Annotated in this window: 15 protein-coding genes; 1 reads left to right on the top strand and 14 read right to left on the bottom strand. The window is 72.7% G+C overall.

From position 1 onward, the window contains the following. The first annotated feature begins 372 nt into the window (after positions 1-372). Complete coding sequence (locus DOO78_RS07055) at positions 373-1,743, top strand: carbohydrate-binding domain-containing protein (RefSeq protein ID WP_111469024.1); 1,371 nt, start codon at positions 373-375, stop codon at positions 1,741-1,743. 279 nt (positions 1,744-2,022) lie between these two features. Here DOO78_RS07055 and DOO78_RS07050 read toward each other — a convergent pair whose 3' ends face one another. From DOO78_RS07050 to DOO78_RS06985, 14 genes are all read right to left on the bottom strand, one after another. Next, complete coding sequence (locus DOO78_RS07050; RefSeq protein WP_111469023.1) at positions 2,023-2,874, bottom strand: F0F1 ATP synthase subunit gamma; 852 nt, start codon at positions 2,872-2,874, stop codon at positions 2,023-2,025. Then, positions 2,871-4,379, bottom strand: coding sequence for a F0F1 ATP synthase subunit alpha (locus DOO78_RS07045; RefSeq protein ID WP_111469022.1), 1,509 nt, complete (start codon positions 4,377-4,379; stop codon positions 2,871-2,873). The genes DOO78_RS07050 and DOO78_RS07045 overlap by 4 nt, the downstream gene beginning before the upstream one ends. Beyond that, positions 4,360-5,121 (bottom strand): F0F1 ATP synthase subunit B family protein, encoded by a 762-nt coding sequence (locus tag DOO78_RS07040; RefSeq protein ID WP_111469021.1) that lies wholly within the window; start codon positions 5,119-5,121, stop codon positions 4,360-4,362. Before DOO78_RS07040 ends, DOO78_RS07045 begins: the two co-directional genes overlap by 20 nt. A gap of 3 nt (positions 5,122-5,124) precedes the next feature. Beyond that, positions 5,125-5,370 (bottom strand): F0F1 ATP synthase subunit C, encoded by a 246-nt coding sequence (locus DOO78_RS07035; RefSeq protein ID WP_111469020.1) that lies wholly within the window; start codon positions 5,368-5,370, stop codon positions 5,125-5,127. After that, positions 5,367-6,056: a F0F1 ATP synthase subunit A gene (locus tag DOO78_RS07030; RefSeq protein WP_111469019.1), complete on the bottom strand. Its 690-nt coding sequence runs from the start codon at positions 6,054-6,056 to the stop codon at positions 5,367-5,369. Before DOO78_RS07030 ends, DOO78_RS07035 begins: the two co-directional genes overlap by 4 nt. A gap of 5 nt (positions 6,057-6,061) precedes the next feature. After that, on the bottom strand, positions 6,062-6,331 hold the full coding sequence (locus DOO78_RS07025; protein ID WP_165838768.1) for an N-ATPase subunit AtpR: 270 nt from the start codon (positions 6,329-6,331) through the stop codon (positions 6,062-6,064). Beyond that, positions 6,328-6,615: an AtpZ/AtpI family protein gene (locus DOO78_RS07020; protein WP_111469017.1), complete on the bottom strand. Its 288-nt coding sequence runs from the start codon at positions 6,613-6,615 to the stop codon at positions 6,328-6,330. Before DOO78_RS07020 ends, DOO78_RS07025 begins: the two co-directional genes overlap by 4 nt. Further along, a complete protein-coding gene (locus tag DOO78_RS07015; protein WP_111469016.1) occupies positions 6,612-7,031 on the bottom strand; it encodes a F0F1 ATP synthase subunit epsilon in 420 nt (139 codons plus the stop codon). Before DOO78_RS07015 ends, DOO78_RS07020 begins: the two co-directional genes overlap by 4 nt. Further along, on the bottom strand, positions 7,028-8,494 hold the full coding sequence (gene atpD, locus DOO78_RS07010; protein WP_165838767.1) for a F0F1 ATP synthase subunit beta: 1,467 nt from the start codon (positions 8,492-8,494) through the stop codon (positions 7,028-7,030). Before atpD ends, DOO78_RS07015 begins: the two co-directional genes overlap by 4 nt. A 201-nt stretch (positions 8,495-8,695) precedes the next feature. Then, the gene (locus DOO78_RS07005) at positions 8,696-9,760 is read right to left on the bottom strand and encodes a HupE/UreJ family protein (RefSeq protein ID WP_123060009.1); all 1,065 of its coding nucleotides are present in this window, start codon (positions 9,758-9,760) and stop codon (positions 8,696-8,698) included. Next, on the bottom strand, positions 9,757-10,302 hold the full coding sequence (locus DOO78_RS07000; protein WP_128080018.1) for a hypothetical protein: 546 nt from the start codon (positions 10,300-10,302) through the stop codon (positions 9,757-9,759). Before DOO78_RS07000 ends, DOO78_RS07005 begins: the two co-directional genes overlap by 4 nt. Then, positions 10,299-11,867 carry a GldG family protein gene (locus DOO78_RS06995; protein WP_111469013.1) on the bottom strand — a complete coding sequence of 523 codons (1,569 nt, stop codon included), beginning with the start codon at positions 11,865-11,867 and terminating at the stop codon, positions 10,299-10,301. Before DOO78_RS06995 ends, DOO78_RS07000 begins: the two co-directional genes overlap by 4 nt. Positions 11,868-11,869: 2 nt before the next feature. Next, entirely contained in the window at positions 11,870-12,571 is a 702-nt protein-coding gene (locus DOO78_RS06990) for an ABC transporter permease (RefSeq protein ID WP_165838766.1), read from the bottom strand. Further along, a complete protein-coding gene (locus DOO78_RS06985; protein WP_165838765.1) occupies positions 12,568-13,506 on the bottom strand; it encodes an ABC transporter ATP-binding protein in 939 nt (312 codons plus the stop codon). Before DOO78_RS06985 ends, DOO78_RS06990 begins: the two co-directional genes overlap by 4 nt. Positions 13,507-13,529 lie beyond the last annotated feature (23 nt).

The following is a 13,529-nucleotide window of genomic DNA, read 5'->3' as shown; positions in this document are numbered from 1 at the left end:
CTGGGATGTAACGCTGCGGCGCCGCATTTGCTGCGCCGCGATGCGGCGCAGGGCGCCGCGGCGGGTAATTCTGAAATAGAAATGGAATCCATGGAGGGCTCTCGGCCAGGCGCGGCAGGACCGGCCCTGAAACATGGCACGCCGCGCATGAACATCACGGCGACCACGCCGATTCGAGCCCTAATCCTCGCGCCGGTATTTTATTGCGATATCAGGACGAGACTGGTGATACCGAGAGTTACCGACCAAAGAGAGGAAATTTCACTTTCAAATTCCCTTGATTGTTGAAAAATAGCCCTGTTAGTAGCGCGCATCCAAAGAGCATCAACTCTGAGTAGATGATCCGAACCCCTCCTGGAGGCATCGCGCTGCATGGCGACGACACTCGGCTCCCTTGGCTTCGCGACCCCGCTCGGCGAACTGTCGACCCTGAGCGACGACCAGCTGAGCGCGGAACTGGCCGACTACAAGGCGACGGGCGCCACCTGGCTGCGCACCGACTTCTGGTGGGACCTGGTCAAGCCAACGGCCAATGGCGACTATGACTGGTCCACCGTCGATCGCGTGGTCGACGCCGCAACGGCGCATGGGCTCGAGGTCATCGGCGAGCTGCTCGGCCTGCCCTCCTGGGTGCAGGACAGCGGCGGCGTGGCCGCGAATGTCGATGCCTATGGCGATTTCGCCAGGGCCGCCGCGCAGCATTTCGGCGACCGAGTCGACTATTGGGAGATCTGGAACGAGCAGAACCTCTCCGGCTTCTGGGGCGGCCAGCCCGATGCCGCCGCCTATACCCAGATCCTGAAGGCCGCCTACACCGCCATCAAATCGGTCGATGGCAATGACTTCGTCATCTCGGGCGGCCTCTCCCCCGCCCCGGATTCGGGCAGCGGCTGGCAGAGCGCCGTCTCCTTCCTGCAGCAGATGTACGCCAACGGCGCCGAAGGCTATTTCGACGCCGTTGGCTTCCACCCCTATTCCTGGCCGCTGACGCCGGATGACGCGGCGTCCTGGAACGGCTTCCAGATCATGCAGGATGGCATCCGCGACCTGATGGTGGCCAATGGCGACGCCGACAAGCAGATCTGGATGACCGAGTTCGGCGCGCCCACCGATGGCGGCAGCGGCGCCGTCAGCGAGGCCGACCAGGCCACCATGCTGCAGCAGGCGATCGACTTCCAGAAGGACACCGCCTGGGCCGGCCCGATCCTCTACTACTCCTACAAGGACCGCGGCAGCGACAGCTGGTCCGGCTACTCGACCGAGAGCTTCTTCGGCCTCGTCCATACTGACGGCTCGCACAAGGCCGCCTATGACGTGTTCGCGGCCGCGGCGCTCGCATCCCCGGCGGAGGCCGCGCCCATCGTCACGACCGAGCCCGTGACGGCGACGCTCGGCAGCGGCAGCGACGCGCTGGTGCTGAAGATCTCGCAGGACGCCTATCAGGGCAGCGCCCAGTACACCATCGCGGTCGACGGCATCCAGGTGGGCGATACCCTCACCGCCGGCGCCGCCTACGGCACCGGCAGCGACACCGTCACCCTGCTGGGCGATTTCGGCGACGACGCCCAGACGATCACCGTGACCTTCCTCAACGATGCCTGGGGCGGCAGCAGCGACACCGACCGCAACCTGCATGTCGATGGTCTCTCGCTGAACGGCGAGGAGGTCGACGGCACCGTCGCGACCCTCGGTACGACCGGTTCGGTCGATTTCACCGTGAAGGCCGCGAAGACCGCCGCCTGATGCCGAGCGCAGGACGGTTTCACCGTCCTGCGCCCTCGGATGCCGGGCGCAACCCTCCGCTTTGCCTGGGCTTCGCCGCACTGGCGGCGGCGCCCGCTCGGGCGCTTGGCCCTGCGGGCCGCGGGCCAGCACGGCGTGCGCCGAGTATGATCTCCTGCCCGCGAGGTTCGTGGGTCAACCCACGGGCCTCGCGGACCGGCAGGCCGCTGAAGCAAAGACTGGTGTCGCCTTCGGAGCCTCTTCGCCCGTCCGAGGGTTTCCCCGCGAACGGGATCTGCTCTAACGCGGCGCCGCCGTGCCGCGCGCCGCGCCGGCGAGCTCGATCACCTCGGCGGTGATGCTGTCCTGCCGGATCTGCCGCTCCTCGGTGCCGAGCTCCGCCAGCATGCGCTCGATGTTGCTGCGCGCCGATGCCATGGCCGCGACGCGGGCCTCGTTCTCCGCGGCGAAGGCGATGGCCACCGCCTCCTGCAGCAGCGCATGGACGTATTCCTCCGCGAATCCCTCGACGAGCTGCCTCGGCGGCAGGTTGACGAGCGGCGGCTGCGCGGCGGGGCGGCCGTGGAAGCGGCGGTGGTCCAGCGGCAGCAGGGCGCGCGTCTCGACCTGCAGGCCGCGGTCCTGGCCCCAGTCCGGCAGGATGATGTCGATGCGCGACAGGCCGCGGTCGCGGATGGCGGCGTAGAGGGCCTCGCCGAGCCGGCGGGCCAGGCGCGGCAGGCCATCGACATGCGAGGCCATCGGGGCGCTCCAGGCCGCGGGCAGGCCCCGTTCGGCGGCGCGCGCGACGCCGCGCGTGCCGATGAGGAACAGCAGCGCGCCGCCGGCCTGCTGCCCGAGCCTTTCCAGGACCCGCTCGGTGAAGGCGCCGGCGAATCCCTGCTCGCCGCAGAAGGCGACGAGGCCGGGCGGGCCGGAGGCGCCGGCGGGCCCTGCGGCCCGGTCCGGCACCAGGGCGAGCGCCTGCGCCATGGCATCGGCCGCGACCTGCGCATAGGTGCGGATCGCCGGCAGCAGGTTGCGGCTCTGCTGGGCGCGCGCGGCCGCCATGCCGCGCATGGCGCCGACCACCGTGCCCAGCTGGCGGACCGTGTCGAGCCGCGCCGAGATCTCCGCCAGCCGGTCGGTCACGGCGCCGGCCCGGCCTGCCGCCCGGCAAGGGTGCGGAGGGCGGCGAGCAGCGCCGCGCGGTTGGCCGCGTCGAGCTGCCGCGTGCGGCCGATGGCTTCGACCTGCGCCGGCGCCTGCGCGTCGAGCCAGGCCGGCAGGGCCTGGCGGAAGGCGGCGATCTGCGGCGCCGCCAGGGCATCGAGCAACCCCTCGCGCAATGCCAGGGCGAGCGCGACCTCGTCGACCATGCGCAGCGCGGCGAAGCGCGGCTGGCTCAGCAGCAGGCGCATCCGCTCGCCGCGCGCGAGCTGCATCCGGACGCGGTTGTCGGACACGCCGCCGAAGCGCGTGAAGCTCTCCAGCTCGAGGAACTGGGTGTAGTCCAGCCGCAGCGTGCCCGAGACCTGGCGCAGCGCCGGCGCCTGGGTCTTGCCGCCGACGCGGCTCACGCTGGTGCCGACATCGACGGCCGGCTTCTGCCCGGCATGGAACAGGCCGGCATCGAGCACGATCTGGCCGTCGGTGATGGAGATCAGGTTGGTCGGGACATAGGCGCTGAGGTTGCCGGCCTCGGTCTCGGCGATGGGCAGGGCGGTCAGCGAGCCGCCGCCGAGCTCGGGCGAGAGCTTCCCGGCCCGCTCCAGCAGCCGGGAATGCAGATAGAAGATGTCGCCGGGAAACGCCTCGCGCCCCGGCGACTGGCCCGTCAGCAGGGCGATCTCCCGATGCGTCGCGGCGTGCTTGGTCAGATCGTCGACGACGATCAGGGCGTGCTGGCCGCGATCGCGGAAATACTCGGCCATGGTGAAGGCGGCGAAGGGCGCGATCCATTGCAGGCCGGGCGCGTCGGCCGCGCCGGCGACGACGAAGAGGCACCGCTCGGGCGCGCCGTGCCGGCGGACCGCGTCGATCACCCGCGCCACGGTGGCCGATTTCTGGCCGATGGCGACATAGACGCACACCATGTCGCTCGCCTGCTGGGCGATGATCGTGTCGACCCCGACCGCGGTCTTGCCGGTCGTGCGGTCGCCGACGATCAGCTCGCGCTGCCCGCGCCCGAGCGCGAAGAGGGCATCGACCACCAGCAGGCCCGTCTGCACCGGCTCCGTCACCAGCGCGCGGTCGATGATGCTCGGCGCCGGCCGCTCGATGGGCGCGCGCCCGGTCGCGGCCGGGGCCTCGCCGCCATCCAGCGGCCGGCCGAGCGGATCGACGACCCGCCCGAGCAGCGCCTCCCCGACCGGGACGCGCACCACCTCTCCCGTGCCGTGCACCACGTCGCCCGCCTCGATGCCGGTGTCGTCGTCCAGCAGCACGCAGCCGATGCGGTCCGCTTCCAGGACCTGGGCGAAGCCGAGCTGCCCCTTGTCGAAGCGCAGCACCTCGGAGAGCCGGGCCCGAGGCAGGCCGGAGACCAGGGCGATGCCGTCCCCGACCCGCTCCACCCGCCCGATCTCCTCCCGTTCGGGGGTCAGGTCGGCGGCCTCGACGCGGCGGCGCGTCTCCTCAAGCCAGCTGCTGGACATCGCGGACCTGCGGGGCGAGGGGGAGGGCGCGTGCCAGCCGTTCCAGGTCGGCGCGCCAGTTGCGGCGCAGCAGGGTGTGCGGCCCGCGCAGCTCGACGCCGGCGATCAGGGCCGGCTCGTGCCGGAATTCGAGGCGCGGCCCGGCGCCGAGCCGCTGCGCCACGTGGTCCCGCCATTGCGCCTGGATCTCCGGCGCCAGCGGCGTCGCGGTGGCGATGACGATGGCGTCGGCGGTGGCGAGGTCCCGCCTCGCGGCCTCCTGCAACTGGTCGATCTCCGTCGCCAGGCCGTCGAGCAGGGCCAGCGTGACCTGCCGCGGCGGCAGCAGGTCGAGCAGGCGGCGGGCCATCGCGACGGCAAGCTCGCCCGCCTCGGCCTCGAGCGTCTTGCGCTGCGCCGCGCGGTCCCGGTCGAGCACGGCATGCGCCTCGGCCAGGATGCGCCCGGCTTCGCCGCGCGCCTGGTCGAGCATCGCCTTGCGCTCCGCGGCCGCCTGGGCATGCGCCGCGGTGAGGATGGCGTCGCCCTCCCGCTGGAAGTCCCGCCGCCTGGCCTCGACGGAGGCCAGCTCCGCCTGCGCCGCGGCACGCGCCGTCTCCGCCTCCTGCAGCAGGCCGGCGGCGGCGGCGCGCCGCGCCTCGATCACCGCCTTGATGGGCTGGAAGAGGAAGTGCCGCAGTAGCCAGACCAGCACGAGGACATTGATGGCCTGGAGGCCCAGGGTCCACCAGTCGATATGCATCGGCTAGCCCCGGAAGGGGTTGGCGAAGAGCAGCAGCAGGGCGATGACCAGGCAGTAGATCGCGCAGGTCTCGATCATGGCGAGGCCGACGAAGAGGGTGCGCGAGACGACATTGGCCGCTTCCGGCTGCCGCGCGATGGCATCCATGGCCGCCGCGATCGAGCGCCCCTGGCCAAGCGCCGGGCCGATGGCGCCGATCGCCACGGCGAAGGCGGCCCCGAGGATGCTTGCGACCTCGATCAGGTTCATCTGTCGTTCCTCTCCCGTGCCTCGCCCGGCTCCCCCTCGACGGCACCGCCGATGAAGACCATGGCCAGCACGCTGAAGATGTAGGCCTGCACGGCGCCGGTCAGCAGCTCCAGCGCCATCAGGGGGACCGGCACCAGGAAGCCGACGAGGGACAACACGATGCCGATGACGAAGACGCCGCTCATCACGTTGCCGAAGAGCCGCACCATCAGGGCGAAGCTGCGGGTGAGAGTCTCGAGGATGTTGAGCGGCGCCATGAGGATGTTGGGATAGAGAAAATTCCGCAGGTAGCCGCGCCACCCGCGCACGCGCACGCCATGGACGATGACCGCCACGAAGACGATGAGGGCGAGCGCCGCGTCGGTCTCGATGCTGGCGGTGGGCGGCTCGATCCCCGGCACCAGGGAGGACCAGTTGGCAGTCAGGACGAAGAGGAAGAAGGTGCCGATCAGCGCGAGATAGGGCTCGGCGGGGACGCGCATCGTCTCGCGGATCTGCTGGTCGATGGTCTCGACCACGAGCTCGAGGGCGGCCTGGGCCCTGCCCGGCCGCAGCGCCAGCCGGCGCGTCAGCAGCCAGCTGCCGCCGGCCAGGGCCAGCATGAGGCCCCAGGTGACGAGGACCGGCGCCGAGAGCGGCAGCGGGCCGAGATGGAAGGCCGGATGGGTCTCGAGCGGCGACTGCATGGCGGCTATTCCCCGGCCGCCAGGGGCGGCGGCCGCACGAGGAGGCAGCGGGCCAGCAGCCACCCGGCTGCGACCGCCAGCAGCGGCCAGGCGCCCTGCAGCGCCGCCAGGACGAGGCCGCCCGCCGTCGCCGCCAGGCGCAGCGCTTGCAGCGCCAGGCCCCGGCCCGTGCGGCCGGCGGCGTAGAGCGCGGCGTTCCGCTCCAGGCCGCGGAAATGCAGCAGGCCGAGCAGCAGGCCGGGCAGGACCCAGAGGAGGTGCAGCAGGGTGCTCATGGCTTCTGCATCCATCGCCAGCCGGACCAGCAGCCGAGCCCGACGCCCAGCATCAACAGCGGCGCGCTCCAGAAGATGCCGGTCCCGAGGCTGCGGTCGATCCAGCGCCCGAGGAACAGGGCGAGCAGCGCCGGCACGACGATCATCCAGCCGAGCGTGCCGATCTGCGCCAGGTAGCGCGCCACGCTCGGCGGCCCCTCCCGGCGCGCCTGCCGCTCGCGCGCCGCGCGCAGCCGGGTGGAGCGGAACAGCGGGTCCTTCTCCGCCTCCTCGGTTTCCGTCACGAGGACAGGCCCAGGCTGTCATGGCCGGCGTGCAGGATGCGCACCACCTGCCGGATCACCCGCAGATGCCGCTGCGCCTCGGCGACGCGCTCGGTCCGCTCGGCATCGGCGGCGGCGAGGAAGTCGGCGAGCACCGTCCGCTCCAGCGCCTCGACGCTGTCGCCGAGCCGGCCCTCGCGCGTGGCGATGGCGATCTCGCGGCCGCCACGCACCGTCATGATGCCGCCGCGCACGGCGCAGTAGCCCGGCCGGCCATCGGCGCGCCGCCAGGACAGGACGGAGACGGCGAGCAGCGTCAGCAGGTCGGCATGCCCGGGCAGGATGCCGAAGGCGCCGCTGGCATCCTCGGCGCGCAGCGCGACGACGTCGCCGTGATCCGCGATCACCCGCACCGGATCGGTGAGGAGCAGCCTCACGCCGCCGCCTTCGCCTGGCGGGCCTTCTCCTTCTCCCGCGCCTCGTCGATCGTGCCGATCATGTAGAGGGAGCTTTCCGCCCAGTCATCCGTCTCGCCCTCCAGGATCGCGCGGCAGCCGGCCAGGGTCTCGGCGAGCGGCACCGAGCGGCCCGGCGTGCCGGTGAAGGCCTCCGTCACGCCGAAGGGCTGGGTGAGGAAGCGCTGCAGCCGCCGGGCGCGGTTGACCGCCTGGCGGTCGGCGCTGCCCAGCTCCTCGACGCCGAGCAGGGCGATGACGTCCTGCAATTCGCGGTAGCGGGCGAGGACCTGGCGGGCCCGGCCGGCGAGCGCCTCGTGCTCCGCCCCCACCACCTCGGGATCGAGCAGCACCGAGGCCGAGGCCAGCGGGTCGATCGCCGGATACATCCCCTCGGCGGCCATGGCGCGCGAGAGCGAGATCATGCTGTCCACATGCGTGGAGATGGCCGTCACCGCCGGGTCGGTGAAGTCGTCGGCCGGGACATAGACCGCCTGGATGGCGGTGATCGCCGCGCCCTCGACGGAGGCGATCCGCTCCTGCAGCGCCGCCACCTCGGTCGCCAGGGTCGGCTGGTAGCCGACGCGGGAGGGCGGCCGCCCGAGCAGGCCGGACACCTCGCTGCCGGCCTGGACGAAGCGGAAGACGTTGTCCATCAGCAGCAGCACGTTGCGCCGCTCGGCGTCGCGGAAGTACTCGGCCACGGTGAGCGCGGTGAGGCCGACGCGCCAGCGCGCGCCCGGCGGCTCGTTCATCTGGCCGTAGACCAGCACGGTGCGGTCGAGCACGCCGGAGCCCCGCATGTCGTCCAGCAGCTCATGGCCCTCGCGCGAGCGCTCGCCGATGCCGGCGAAGACGGAGATGCCCTGGTACCGCTCCGCCATGGCGCGGATGAGCTCCATCACCAGCACGGTCTTGCCGACGCCGGCGCCGCCGAACATCGCCGCCTTGCCGCCCTGGCCGAGCGGGACCAGCAGGTCGATCATCTTGATGCCGGTCTCGAACATGCGGACCGAGGCGCTCTGCCGGGCCAGGGGCGGCGGCGGGCGATGGATCGGCCAGCGCGGCGTCTCCGCCGGCAGCGCCCGGCCGCGGTCGCGCATCCGGCCCGCGACATCGAGCAGGCGCCCGAGCACCGCCTCGCCGACCGGGACCAGGAGGGGGCCGCCCAGCGGCTGCACCGGCGTGCCGCGCTGCAGCCCCTCCGTCGCGTCCAGCGCGATGGCGCGCACCGTATCCGGGCCGAGATGGGACTGCACCTCGAGCAGGATGTCCCCGGCCTCCGGCCGGGCGATCCGCAGCGCATCGTCGATGGCGGGCAGGGCCCCGGCGCCGAAACGGATGTCGAGCACCGCGCCGCGGACCGCGACGACCTGGCCCGGCGCATCCGGCCTGCCATCCGCCGCCATCACGGCCCCGGCATCCTGGTTGAGCATGACGCTCATCCTTCACCCGCACCTTGAGCGACCGGAGCAGATCGCGTTCGGATGGACGCATCCGAACGCGTGAAGATGCTCGCAAAACCACACGCTGGAGCATGCTGCGTGAACGCATGTGAACGCAGCATGCTCCATGCCGCGTCGGCACGGTAGCGCCGTCGCCCCGTCGGCGTCGAGGCGCAATGCCGCTCGTTACGGCGGGCGCGGTCAGCCGAGGGCGAGGAGGATCCGGTCGGCCAGCAGGGCGAGGCCTGCCGTCAGGACCGTCGCGGCCAGGACGGTGGTGGCGCGGCGACCGCGCCCGGCCCGCTGCAGCCAGGCCAGGACCGGCAGCAGCAGGGCGACGGCGGCGAGCTGCCCGGCCTCGACGCCGAGGTTGAAGGCCAGCAGGGACCAGACCAGCATCTCCCGCGGCAGCTCCAGCTCCAGCAGCGCGCCGGCGAAGCCCAGCCCATGCACCAGGCCGAAGGCGAAGCCCTCGATCCAGCGCCGCCGGGACGGCCGGGCCAGCAGCAGGTTCTCGGCGGCGACATAGACGATCGAGAGCGCGATCAGCGGCTCGACGATCTCCGGCGGCACCGAGACGATGCGCAGCACCGCGAGGGCGAGGGTGAGGCTGTGCGCCAGCGTGAAGGCGGTGACGATGCCGAGGATGCTGCCGAGGCCGCCGCCGCGCAGCAGCAGCGCGCCGAGGAACAGCAGGTGGTCGAAGCCGGTCAGGATGTGCTCGATGCCGAGCCGGAAGAAGGCCGCCGCGCTCGTCTCCATCGGGGGCGCGGGATCCGCTTCGGCCGTGCCGAGGGCGATCTCGACCACGCGCCGATCCGGCTCGAAGACGAATTGCCGGACCGCGTCCGGCAGCGCGATCCGCGCCAGGGTGTGGAAATCCGGGCCCAGCCGGTCGACGAGGTCGTCGCGCAGCGTCAGGCGTTCGATGCCCGCCGGGCAGGCATAGTCGACGGTCGCGACCAGGGAGGCGCGCTCGGCGGAGGGCGGCGCGACGCCGCCGGGCACCGGCGCGCAGGGCGTGCCGTCGGCGCGGATCTCGACATGGCGCGCGATGAGGGAGGGCAGGCTGTCATAGGCGCCCCCGAGCGGCGCCAGCGCATCCGGCCCGAGGGTGAGGCGATAGCGCAGGGTGCTGCCGAGCAGGCTCACATCGGCATAGCCGGTGCGCCCGGCGACATGCGCCGAGGACCAGGAAAGGGACGCCAGCAGCAGGGCGAGGCCGCCGAGCAGCGCCAGCCAGGCCCGGCGCGGCCGGAAGGTCACGGGTCGGCCATGGCGGTCAGCACGGCCTCCCATTCGGCGCCGACGAAGCGGGACATGAGATAGAGCCGCGCATCGCCCTTGAGCCGCATGTATTGCAGGAACTCCTCCGGATTGCGGGCGCCGAACGAGGCCGTGACGAGCGCCGCGCCCGCCTCGTCGTAGAGAGCGAGCCGGAGCGCCGGCGGATCCAGCCCGAAGGGCGCGGCGTCGAGCCCGGCCAGCTCCTCCGGCTCCATCACCCGCACCGGCCCGGCGTTCCGCATCATCTTCAGCGCCGTCTCGATGCGCGCCGCCACCGCCTCCGGCGGCCGGCCTTCCGCCATGGCCCAGCCCGCCCCGTCCCGGCGCAGCCGCAGCGGGCGCCCGGCCGCGCGGCCGAGCTCGATGCGGCGCACCTGCTCGGGCGCCGCCGCCATCACGCCCTTGGCCTCGAAGCGGGCGAACTGGCGCTGCACCGGCATGGCGCCGCTGACGACCATGGCCCCGAGATAGGCCAGGGCGAGCAGCGCGAGCAGCGGCGCCAGCAGGCGAGGGCGGGTCATCGGCGCCGCCACCAGACGATGCCGCCGAGCGCGACGGCCAGCAGCGGCATGAGCAGCACGGTGAGGACGAAGATGAAGGTGAGCTGCCGCCCGGTGAGCGCGACCAGCGGCGCGACGGGGATGCGGGCGGCGACCGCCGCCTGCCGCTCCTCCCGCGCCAGCCAGCGTGCGGCGCCGAGCAGGAGGTCGCTGTTCGCCATGTAGGGCAGGAAGGAGTTGCTGGCGAAGTCGCCATCGCCGATGACGATGGCCCGCATCGGCCGCTCCGCGCCGTCGAGCCGGCCCTCGGCCGCCACGCCCAGCACCCGGATGCCGGCCCGCGGCGTGGCGTCGGCCACCTTTGCCCCCGCCCGTGGCCCCGCCCCTGGCCCCGCGCCGGCCTCCTCGGCCTCCTCGACGACGCGCGTCGGCACCGGCGCGACGGGGCGCGCATAGCTGTCCCGGCTGCTCGAGAGCAGCGGCCGCACCTCGAGGCCGGCCTGCGGCGGCAGCAGCGTGAAGGGGCGGATCCCGGGATAGAAGGTGAGCGACACGGCGCGGGTCACCGGATGCGGATCGTAGCCGGTGACCGCGACCATCTCGGGATCGGTCGAGTAATGGCTGAGCGGATCGACGACCACCTGCTGTTCGGCCCGCAGGCCGAGGGCGTCGAGGAGGCGGGCGAGCTCGGGCTCGACCACGAAGCCGAGGTCGAACAGCAGCAGGGCCGAGCCGCCGCGGCGCAGATAGGCGCGCAGCGCCAGGCTCTCGGCCGGCAGGAAGGTGGTGCGCGGGCTCGCATCGATCAGCAGGGTGCAGTCGGCCGGCACCTCGGGCCGCAGCGCGAGCAGGAGGCGGCGGACATCGTAGCCCTGCGCCTCGAGCGCGCGGCGCAGCCGCCCGGCGCCGTGCCCCGGCATCTCGACCACCTGCGAGGCGGCGTCGCCATGGCTGTGGCCGCCCAGGCCCTCGAGATGCGTGTGGTACTCGAAATTGTCCATCGGCAGCTCGCCATGGCCTTCGAGGAAGCAGGCGGTGATGCTGTGCCGGCGCAGGGCGCGCTGGATGCCGAGCGCGATCTCCGTCTCGTCCGTGCCCTGGACCAGCACCCGCCGGCCGTCCGTCTCGATGACGGCGGCGTTGTAGATCTGGATGGACTGCCGCCGGGCCAGGCTCGGCTCCCGGTCGGGATCGACCACCGTCACCTTCAGCAGCGGGTTGCGGCGGGCCATGACCTGGAGGAGGTCGCGCGTCCGCCGGGCCTCGGCATCCTGGCCGCGGTAGAAATAGGTGAGCGACACCTCCTGCGGCAGCGCGTCGATCGCCTGCATGGCGGCGGCCGAGGGCGTGTAGGCCTGCTCGCGCGTCAGGTCGATATGGGCGTCGTGCAGGGTGAGGGCGAGATTGGCCAGCACCGCGGCGCCGAGGCCGGCGAGGAGCACGGCCAGGCCGTAGAGCCGCGCCTGCCAGCGGGGGCGGCGGAGCTGCAGCGGCAGGCCGAGGGCGGCGACGAACAGGACCAGCGTGGCGACGAGCCAGCCCGCGCCCCAGAGCAGCGTGCCGAGATCGGGGCCGTCATGCTCCATGGTCAGCGCCGCACCAGGGCGCGCACCGTGAGGAACAGCCCCAGCAGCGCCAGCACCAGGAAGAAGCCGAAATCGGAGAGGTACATCGCGCCGACCGCGAAGGGGGTGAACCGCGCCAGCAGCGACAGGCCGAGCACCCAATTGTCGGCCGGGGCGGGCAGCACCGCGGCCCAGCTGTCGATCGCCCAGAGCAGGCCGAACAGGCCGAGCGAGACCACCGCCGCGACGATCTGGTTGCTGGCGAGGGCGGAGACGGCCAGCCCGATCGCCACCAGCGCCGCGCCCAGCAGCAGCAGCCCGAGATAGCCGGAATAGACCGGCCCCCAATCCGGCGCGCCGAAGCGGCCGAGGATCAGCGCATAGACCAGGGTGCCGGCGATCATCGCCAGCAGCAGCAGCATCGAGGCGGCGAATTTGGCGAGCACGATCTCCGCCTCGTGCACCGGGGCGGTCAGCAGCAGCTCGAGCGTGCCGCCGCGGCGCTCCTCGGCGAATTGCCGCATGGTCACCAGCGGCACGAGCAGGATGAGCTGCACGGCCGCCTGGAAGAAGATGTGCGCGAGCGTCGCCTGCTTGGTCAGGAACAGCGTCACCGCGAAGGTGTAGCCGTTCAGCAGCAGGAAGACGGCGATCACCGCATAGGCGATGGGGGAGGCGAAGAGGGCGCGGGTCTCCTTCTCCGCCAGGGCCAGGAAGCGCGTCAATGGATCGCCTTGCTCGCGGTCAGCCGCAGGAAGAGGGTCTCGAGGTCGGAGGGGGCATCGAGCGGCTCCAGGCTGGCGAGGCCGAGGCCGTGGAGCCGGGCGGCGATGCGCCCCGCCGCCGCCGCATCCTCCGCCTCGAGCCGCCATGCGGCGAGGCCCGGCTCCGCCTCCGGCTCGGCCGCCAGGCCAAGGAGGCCCGGCACCGCGCCGAGCGCCTGCGCCACCGCCGCCGCCTGCGCCGCGGGCGCGCGGAGGCGCAGCCCGATGCGCTGGCGGCGCTGGCCGATCCGCTGCACCGTCAGCAGCCTGCCATCCAGCAGGATCGCCACCCGGTCGGCCACGCGCTCCATCTCGGCCAGGATGTGCGAGGTGACGAGCACCGCGCAGTCGCGCGCCATGTCGCGCAGCAGGCCGCGCAGCTCGATGACCTGGCGCGGATCGAGGCCGTTGGTCGGCTCGTCGAGGATCAGCAGCCGCGGCCCGTGCAGCACCGCCTGGGCGATGGCGACGCGCTGCCGGTAGCCGCGCGACAGGCGGCCGATCGGGGTCTCCGCCACCGCGTCGAGCGCGAGGCGGCGCCGGGCCTCCGCCATGCCGCGGCGCAGCGCCGCCTCGGGCAGCCCGTGCAGGCGGCCCATGAAGTCGAGGAATTCGTTCACCCGCATATGGCCGTAGAGCGGCGCGTTCTCCGGCACGTAGCCGATCCGCGCCCGTGCCGCCCGGCCATCCCGCACCACGTCGATGCCGTCGATGCGCACCGTGCCGGCGCTCGGCTGCAGATAGCCGGTCAGGATGCGGAGGATGGTGGTCTTGCCGGAGCCGTTCGGGCCGAGGAGGCCCAGCACCTCCCGGTCCTGGACCTCGAAGCTCACGTCATCGACGGCGCGATGGCGGCCATAGGCCTTGCTCAGCCCCTCGACGGAGACGACGACCATGGGGCGAGGGTTCCTGCGATCCA

Source organism: Roseicella frigidaeris (assembly GCF_003258945.1).
GTDB classification, from domain to species: domain Bacteria; phylum Pseudomonadota; class Alphaproteobacteria; order Acetobacterales; family Acetobacteraceae; genus Paracraurococcus; species Paracraurococcus frigidaeris.
This window is presented reverse-complemented; position numbering and strand designations above follow the sequence as displayed.

What these genes read in the sequence shown, in the direction of transcription:
- DOO78_RS07055 (WP_111469024.1), top strand. Translation starts at nt 373, where the DNA reads ATGGCGACGACACTCGGCTCCCTTGGCTTCGCGACCCCGCTCGGCGAA.
- DOO78_RS07045 (WP_111469022.1), bottom strand. Translation starts at nt 4,379, where the DNA reads ATGTCCAGCAGCTGGCTTGAGGAGACGCGCCGCCGCGTCGAGGCCGCC.
- DOO78_RS07040 (WP_111469021.1), bottom strand. Translation starts at nt 5,121, where the DNA reads ATGCATATCGACTGGTGGACCCTGGGCCTCCAGGCCATCAATGTCCTC.
- DOO78_RS07035 (WP_111469020.1), bottom strand. Translation starts at nt 5,370, where the DNA reads ATGAACCTGATCGAGGTCGCAAGCATCCTCGGGGCCGCCTTCGCCGTG.
- DOO78_RS07030 (WP_111469019.1), bottom strand. Translation starts at nt 6,056, where the DNA reads ATGCAGTCGCCGCTCGAGACCCATCCGGCCTTCCATCTCGGCCCGCTG.
- DOO78_RS07025 (WP_165838768.1), bottom strand. Translation starts at nt 6,331, where the DNA reads ATGAGCACCCTGCTGCACCTCCTCTGGGTCCTGCCCGGCCTGCTGCTC.
- atpD (WP_165838767.1), bottom strand. Translation starts at nt 8,494, where the DNA reads ATGAGCGTCATGCTCAACCAGGATGCCGGGGCCGTGATGGCGGCGGAT.
- DOO78_RS07000 (WP_128080018.1), bottom strand. Translation starts at nt 10,302, where the DNA reads ATGACCCGCCCTCGCCTGCTGGCGCCGCTGCTCGCGCTGCTCGCCCTG.
- DOO78_RS06995 (WP_111469013.1), bottom strand. Translation starts at nt 11,867, where the DNA reads ATGGAGCATGACGGCCCCGATCTCGGCACGCTGCTCTGGGGCGCGGGC.
- DOO78_RS06985 (WP_165838765.1), bottom strand. Translation starts at nt 13,506, where the DNA reads ATGGTCGTCGTCTCCGTCGAGGGGCTGAGCAAGGCCTATGGCCGCCAT.